4 protein-coding genes and 4 pseudogenes are annotated in these 6878 nt (G+C 68.2%); 3 read left to right on the top strand and 5 right to left on the bottom strand.

Features of this window, described 5'->3' with window-relative positions; genetic code table 11:
• Positions 1–447: transposase family protein (locus tag ACIP98_RS41660; protein WP_401982017.1), on the top strand; the 447-nt coding region annotated here is incomplete at its 5' end.
• Positions 448–681: 234 nt separating this feature from the next.
• On the opposite strand, the pseudogene ACIP98_RS41655 reads toward ACIP98_RS41660, so the two are convergent.
• The 3 genes and pseudogenes from ACIP98_RS41655 to ACIP98_RS41645 form a co-directional block, all read right to left on the bottom strand.
• Positions 682–1361: pseudogene (locus ACIP98_RS41655) on the bottom strand (transposase).
• Between the two features lie 243 nt (positions 1362–1604).
• Positions 1605–1895, bottom strand: a pseudogene (locus ACIP98_RS41650) (ParA family protein); the annotation flags it as partial.
• Positions 1896–2934: 1039 nt separating this feature from the next.
• Positions 2935–3114 (bottom strand): hypothetical protein, encoded by a 180-nt coding sequence (locus tag ACIP98_RS41645; protein ID WP_401982015.1) that lies wholly within the window; start codon positions 3112–3114, stop codon positions 2935–2937.
• A 648-nt stretch (positions 3115–3762) separates the two neighbouring features.
• Here ACIP98_RS41645 and ACIP98_RS41640 point away from each other — a divergent pair.
• On the top strand, positions 3763–4176 hold the full coding sequence (locus tag ACIP98_RS41640; RefSeq protein ID WP_401982013.1) for a helix-turn-helix domain-containing protein: 414 nt from the start codon (positions 3763–3765) through the stop codon (positions 4174–4176).
• On the opposite strand, the pseudogene ACIP98_RS41635 reads toward ACIP98_RS41640, so the two are convergent.
• Positions 4148–4636, bottom strand: a pseudogene (locus tag ACIP98_RS41635) (IS3 family transposase); the annotation flags it as partial. The gene ACIP98_RS41640 and the pseudogene ACIP98_RS41635 overlap by 29 nt on opposite strands.
• Before the next feature lie 84 nt (positions 4637–4720).
• Here ACIP98_RS41635 and ACIP98_RS41630 point away from each other — a divergent pair.
• Positions 4721–5907 (top strand): annotated as a pseudogene (locus tag ACIP98_RS41630) (ISAzo13 family transposase); the annotation flags it as partial.
• A 507-nt stretch (positions 5908–6414) separates the two neighbouring features.
• On the opposite strand, the gene ACIP98_RS41625 reads toward ACIP98_RS41630, so the two are convergent.
• Complete coding sequence (locus ACIP98_RS41625) at positions 6415–6714, bottom strand: transposase (protein WP_401982012.1); 300 nt, start codon at positions 6712–6714, stop codon at positions 6415–6417.
• Positions 6715–6878 lie beyond the last annotated feature (164 nt).

The raw sequence follows: 6878 nt of genomic DNA, 5'->3' as shown, positions 1-6878 counted from the left end.
CGAGCGTTCGTGTCGGGAAAGAAGAAGCAGAACACGATGAAGGCCACCGTGATCGCCGACCATCAGGGCCGCACGTTATGGACAGATGCCCTGCGACCTGGGCGGATGCACGATGCGACCGCCGCACGCAATGAAGGCATTGCCATCTGCTTCCAGCACTTCCCCGACGTCGAGGTCCTCCTGGACGACGGCTACCTCGGCCTGCGACGGGATCACCCCGGCCAGGCCATCACACCACCAAGGAAACCGAACAAGAGCGCACTCGCAGACGTCCACGAACGCTGGGTACGTGACCGTCACTCGCACTCATCCGACCGGATCACCGTCGAACACGCCCTCGCCGACCACAAACGCTGGAAACAACTCACCCGCTGGACCCACCGACAAGACCGGCTGCCCGACACCTACCGCGCCATCGCCGGCCTCGTCTCCGACCGCACCCGCTAAACCACTGCCCCCGGAACGGGACAACATTGCCCCAGCCGCTATCACGCACCAACTCGTAAGCCTGCCGGACCCTCTTGACGTCACGGATCAGGACCTGCAGACCGCGGTGCGGCCCCTGAAAGCGCTTCTGGCCGAGGTGTGGCCGGGGTGGTTCAGCGTCGCCGACTGATCGTTTCAGGACGAGGTTCGCAGGCGGCGCAGGCATATGAGGCTGCAGGCTAACTCGAGAATGCCCTAGTGAAGACCGAGGCGTCGCTCGTAGTGGGTGCGGAGCCGTTTGAACTGGTGCAGCCAGGCAAAGGCCGGCTCGACCACCCAGCGCACCTTTCCCAGTCCCGAATCATGGGCGACGCCGCGTCGCGCGATCGACGGCTTGATTCCGCACTTCCGCAGCAGGCGGCGGTACTTGGCGAAGTCGTAGCCCCGGTCGGCATACAGGCGCCGGGGCTTGCAGCGAGGGCGTCCCGGATCGGCGGGACGGCGTCCAGCAGCGGCAGGAACTGGGTGACGTCGTGCCGGTTCCCGCCGGTGAGCGTGACGGCGAGTACGGGCGAGGGGCCGACGTGATTCCCCCCTTTGAGAGCTCGGACGTGCGACCCGTCCACGGAGCAGTCGTCCAGGTCCAGCAGACCGGCACGGCGAAGTTCGGCCAGCGGGACGGCGTGCAGGCGCTGCCAGACACCGGCCGCGGTCCAGTCCCGCAGCCGGCGCCAGGCCGTCACACCGGAGCAGCCTACGGTCTGTGCGGGGACATCGCGCCGGGCAACGGTCCGAAGGACGTAAATGATGCCGCCAAGAGCCGCCCGGTCCGGAACGCGAAGCCGCCCGGGATGCCGAAGGCGTCGTTCGGGAGCGGGTGGCAGCAATTGAGCCACCCGCTCCCACAGGTCGTCCGGAACAAGATCAGCACGCACGCGGACGATGGCGCGGTGGATGGTGGCGCGTTCGGAGTCTGGGGCGCAGTCGACCACGGTCCGGCCGTAGCGCCAGGTTTCGGGGACGGTAACCGACAGCGGGACCGTGCCGAGGATCGGCAGGTCGGGCAGCTTGTCGAGGTCGGCGAGCACCGAGTCGACCAACTTGCTGGTTGACCGGGACAACGGACTGACGACCAGGCCGGGCAGGTGCAGGGGCGTGGTGCGCAGGTCGGCGTCGACGGCGGCGATTTGGGGGAGCAGCAGGCGCAGGGCTTTGAGGGTGGAGTCTTCGGCCTGGACTGGGGTGACGACGCCGTCGGCGGCGGCGAGGGTGTTGTCGGTGAGGATGTCCAGGCTGGGCGGAGCGCCGATCCGGACGTGGTCGTACACGCTACGGACGGCGGTGATCAGTCGGGGCAGGCGGTGTTCGCGGGCCTTGGTCGTCGAGGTCCGTGCGGCCCAGAACATATCAATGGTGGTCGGGATCGCGTCCAGCCGAGGAGTGGGACAGCATGAGCCACCGGCCGTCATGGGGATCTGACGGGGTTATGAGTCCGCCCGGCCCGAGTGAACCAACAAGCGTGATCCTTGGTGGACATTGCGGGGTATAGGCCCCTTGCGGGATGAGTCGCTGCCTGGGGTATCGTGCGTTCCGCTTCGCAAGCACGGCAGGTCCTGCCCATCCCCCCCGGCGCTGGCCTGCCAGTCTGCGCTCCCGGTCGCCCCCATGGCCGGGGGCGCAGGGCGAGGTGCTGGGTGCGGCGAGAGCAGGGCGCCGTGTCTCGGTGCGTCCCGGGACATCGGGGGTTCGGCTCCCTCCGCTCCTGCACCAATCCGTCGGCGGGCCGGTTCTCCCGGATGCCGCCAGACATCCCCCACGGGCTCCCGTCCGAGCTCGTAGGGCCAGACGCGGGGCAGGTCCGCGGCACGGAGGGTGTCGCCATCTGTCCCGCAACCGGCGGGGCCCGCCCTTGGTTGGGGGCGGCCCTGCCACGCCTCGCCCTCACCCCCATGGGGCGGGGCACCGGACGGGCCGGGCCGAGGAGAACCGCGTGGGGGTGGTGACCGGCCCGGCCCGCCCACCGGTTCACCGTTTCCACCCCGCCGGCACCCGGCCCCGCGGCCGCACAACCCCGGGTCCGGAGCGACCCCGGGCGGGAGTGCTGCCGGAGCGTGATGCACAGCGTGACGATGCGCGGTTTGGAAGGCAGCGAGATGGCTAACAAGACAACGCATCCGGGCGACTGCAGCTGCCCGGCCTGCACAGCCAATGCGATCTACCAGTACTGGCTCGACTGCACATCGGGCCCTCTGATGAGCTTCTTCGGGCCGCTTCCTCTCCTGGACCCGGACCATCCGCACAACTGCCCGGACGGACAACCTCCCGGCGACCCCACGCCCGGCGCCGACCCAAGCGGAAGCGCCGTCAACCCATGATGCAAAAGCGCCACAGCGAAGGAGCTGTTCCTTTCGGACAGCCCCGCGTCCAGGAGAAACGCCCCGCCAGAACGTGGTCGATCCGGCGGGCAGGCAGGTCACCGATCACTCGCCGACGCACCAGGGCGCCGACTCACCGCGCGGCAATGACGACGACAGCGACCATCGCGACCAGGACGCCCGCGCCGGTCAGAGCGACGATCAGCGGCTGGGTGAGGGTCGGGCTGCGGTGGGCGAGGTAGCCCAGAGCGCCGACCGTGAGCAGGCCGACCAGACCCAGCAGCAGGACAACCAGCAGGGCAAGCGTGGACAACGGGTTCCCCTCGGGATCAGACACTCCCCAGGGGGTGTGCACAGCAGGCGGGGAGCGTTGAGACTTTTCAGCCCTACGTCGTGGACAGGCGGCCCGGACAGGGCCCGGGTCAGGTTGGCAAACCCGACCCCGAGACCCGCAACCCGCTCTGACCAGCGCAGTCACGTCTGATGTGATACAGGACACACAGTAGGCACGGACGCCGGGTGCCCTGCCCCTACGGGCAGATAGCGCAACGGCCGGCCCCCGGCAGAATCGGCCGGTGAGGTCGACGGGTCCAGGGAGCCCCTGTCGGGGGCGCTTGTGTTCCCCTGGCGTTCCCACTTGTGTGCGTGTGCGCGGTATCCGCCGAGCCAGTGTTTCTCCTGTTCAGCCTTCTTTTCCCAGCTCGCGCCAGTCGTCACGACCCTCCCGTTCCCCTCGTGGATGTTGGTTGCCGATGGCAGGGGAGACCATTGGGTCCGGGCGGTGGACGCCCTCCAGGGCCGGGCCAGGGCGCGACCGGGCCGGGGTAGCGCCGACAGGCGCCCCGACCCTTGCCCGGACGGATGCACCTAGTAGCGTGTCGTTGCTTAATCCTGGGTATTTGGTTGGGATGGTGGTGTCCGGTAGATGTTCCTTCCTTTCTGCCGGACGGGAGTTGGTGTGATGGGTTCGCAGAAGAAGAGGCCGGTGGTGCTGACCGCGGCCGATCGTGAAGAGCTGGGTCGGGTGACCACGTCGGGGGTCCATCCGGCCTCGGTGATCAGGCGGGCGCGGGTGCTGCTCGCGCTGGACACCTCTGCTGGTGAGATCGACTCGCAGGATGCGATTGCTGCCCGGGTCGGCGTCTCGGGCGAGACGCTGCGGCTGGTGGCCAAGCGGTTCGCCGAGAGCGGTGGTGACGTCGAGGCGACGATCCAGCGGAAACAGCGAGATCTCCCGCCGGTGCCCTCGCCGGTGACTGGTGAAGTCGAGGCCCGGCTGATCGCCCTGGCGTGCTCCCAGCCTCCGGCAGGCCGTGCCCGGTGGTCGCTGCAACTGCTGGAGAAGCGGCCAGGCGCCGGGAGGCCAGGTCGATGACCGTGGCCAGATAGAGGAACTTGCCGCCGGTCAGCGGCAGATAGGTGATGTCGCCGACGTACTTCGTGTTCACCGTCGTGGTGGTGAAGTCGCGGCCGATCAGGTCCGGGGCCTTCGCCGCGGCCGGGTCCACGATCGTGATGCGGTGCCTGCGACGCAGCCGCACTCCCGCGAGATCGATGCTTCGCATCACCCGCGCGATGCGCTTGTGGTTGATCCGCTCGCCGGCCTCGCGGAGCTCGGCGGTGATCCTGGGGACGCCGTAGGTGCCGTCGGACTCGCGGTGCACGACCCGTATCCGGGCAGCAAGGCGGGCGTCGGACGCCGCCCGGGCGGCCCGGTCCCCAGCCGTCGAGCGCCAGTAGTAGTAGCTGGAGTGGGCGATGCCGAGGATGGTGCACAGCCGCTTCACGCCGTGGCGGCGCTGGTGGTCGGCGACGAACTGGAAGCGGTTCAGGAGCCGTCAACTAACTACTGCCGGGTTCGGGCCCGCCGAGGTTGGTGGTGTGGTAAGTCAGCGTCTGTGGGGATCTCGGAAGCAACCCTGGCGGTACTGGACGTTAAGTTCACAGCGATCCTGCCGCACTTGGACGAGCGGCAACACCGTCTGTATCTGGCATCCGAAGCTGCCGCGCTCGGGCACGGCGGGATCACCGCAGTGGCCAGGCTGGCGGAGGTATCGGAGTCGACCATCGCGCGGGGCCGTGACGAGCTCGCAACCGGGACACCGGTGCTGGGGCGGGTGCGCCGTCCCGGCGGCGGACGCAAGCCGGCCGCAGAACGTACCCCGGTCTGGTGCCGGCACTCGCGGCCCTGATCGAACCGCGGGAGATCGGCGACCCGATCTCCCCGCTGCGCTGGACCACAGCCTCACTGCGCGACCTGGCCCGAGAGCTGAGCGCGGCAGGCCATCCGATCAGCGCCCCGGCCGTGGGCAACCTGCTGCATTCGATGGGCTTCAGCCTCCAGGGCATGGCCAAGACCCGTTCCGGTAGTCAAGTCCCGGACCACGACGCCCAGTTCCGGCACATCAACGCCACGGCCGAGCAGTTCCTGTCCCAGGGACTGCCGGTTGTGAGCGTGGATGCGAAGAAGAAGGAGCCGATCGGCGACTTCGCCCGCGCGGGCCGCACCCACCGACCCAAGGGAGCTCCGATCACGGCTCCGGACCACGACTTCATGGACCCCGATACCCCGATTGCAATTCCGTACGCCGTCTACGACCTGGGCCAGGACACCGGGTGGGTGAACGTCGGGACCGACCGCAACACCGCCGCCTTCGCGGTGGAGTCGCTCCGCCGCTGGTGGAACCAGCAGGGCCAGCATGACTATCCCGACGCGACCCGGCTGCTGGTCACCGCAGACTCCGGAGGAGCGAACTCCGCAGGCTCCCACCTGTTCAAAATGGACCTGGCCGCCTTCGCCGACGAGTGCGGGCTGACCATCACCGTCCTGCACTTTCCACCAGGAACATCAAAGTGGAACAAGGTGGAGCACCGTCTGTTCTCCCACATCACCCACAGCCTGCGCGGACGGCCTCTGACCAGCTACGAGATATTGCTCCAGAGCATCTCTGCCACCCGCACCCGCACCGGCCTGACCGTCAGCGCTGTCCTGGACGAGAACGACTACCCCACTGGGTGCACGCTCACCAAGGACGAGCGCAAGGCCATCCTGCAGCGCGTCCAGCGCGACGACTTCCACGGTGAGTGGAACTACACCATCGCTCCATACGACCCCCAACAGGCACCGTCTGTCGAGCCGGACCGGGCAAAGGCACCGCCGATCCCGGCCGAGGCCACCCACCTACTCACGCACCCTGCCCTGACCGGCATTTCCGGCAGGCTGTTCGACCGGCTCGTGGACGAACTCGAACCCTGCCGCCGGGTCCTGGCCGAGACGGAGCGGGAGAAGAGAAAGGGCCTCAACCGGCGCGGATACAACCCCGGGTTCGGCTTCCTCGACCACCGCCACCGTGTCCTGGCCGCCGTCCTGAGCCGTCGCAACACCGTCACCCTCACCCTGACGGCCCGGCTGCTAGGCCGGGACCGCAACACCCTGAGTTATCACGCTCACCGGACTATGCCCTTGCTGGCCTTCGCGGCGGCCCCCGAAATCACCGCGGCCGTCACCCAGCGCCGACGAACCCACCCACCCCGCACCATCGAGGCCCTCCAGGACTTGATCGCTGACTACGAAAGCAGCATCAAATCCGGGCAGTAGTTAGTTGACGGCTCCTCACCAGCGCGTCTCCCCGGCGAAATACTTTGCCGCCTTCCGCAGGATCTCCCGCTCTTCTTCCAGCTCGCGGACCTTCTTGCGCAAGGCGGCGTTCTCCGCCTCGAGCGGCGTTGGCGGCTCGACTGGTGCCTCCGCGCGGCGTCCCCGCGGCCGGCTCGCGCCGGCTGCCCTGACCCAGTTGCGCAGGGTCTCGGGGTTGATCCCCAGATCGGCGGCGACCTGCCTGATCGTCGCCTCGGGCCGCGACTGGTAAAGCGCGACCGCGTCCGCCTTGAACTGCGGCGGATAGTTCTTCATGACCACGAGATGTCCGTTCTCAGATCGTCAGGATCCAGTGTCTCGTGTGTCCAAGATCTGGGGTCAACGCCCAAGGCCGGGTAGTTAACGTATTTGCGCTGGTGGCAAGGGGTCATTCTGGCTGGTGTAGGTGGCGGGTCCGGCCTTGTGGATGAGTCCCTGAC

Source organism: Streptomyces sp. NPDC088354 (genome assembly GCF_044753585.1).
In the GTDB taxonomy this organism is placed as follows: domain Bacteria; phylum Actinomycetota; class Actinomycetes; order Streptomycetales; family Streptomycetaceae; genus Actinacidiphila.
Note: the sequence above shows the minus strand (reverse complement) of the source record. Positions and strands in the feature narration are given on the sequence as shown.

What these genes read in the sequence shown, in the direction of transcription:
- ACIP98_RS41640 (WP_401982013.1), top strand. Translation starts at nt 3,763, where the DNA reads ATGGGTTCGCAGAAGAAGAGGCCGGTGGTGCTGACCGCGGCCGATCGT.
- ACIP98_RS41625 (WP_401982012.1), bottom strand. Translation starts at nt 6,714, where the DNA reads ATGAAGAACTATCCGCCGCAGTTCAAGGCGGACGCGGTCGCGCTTTAC.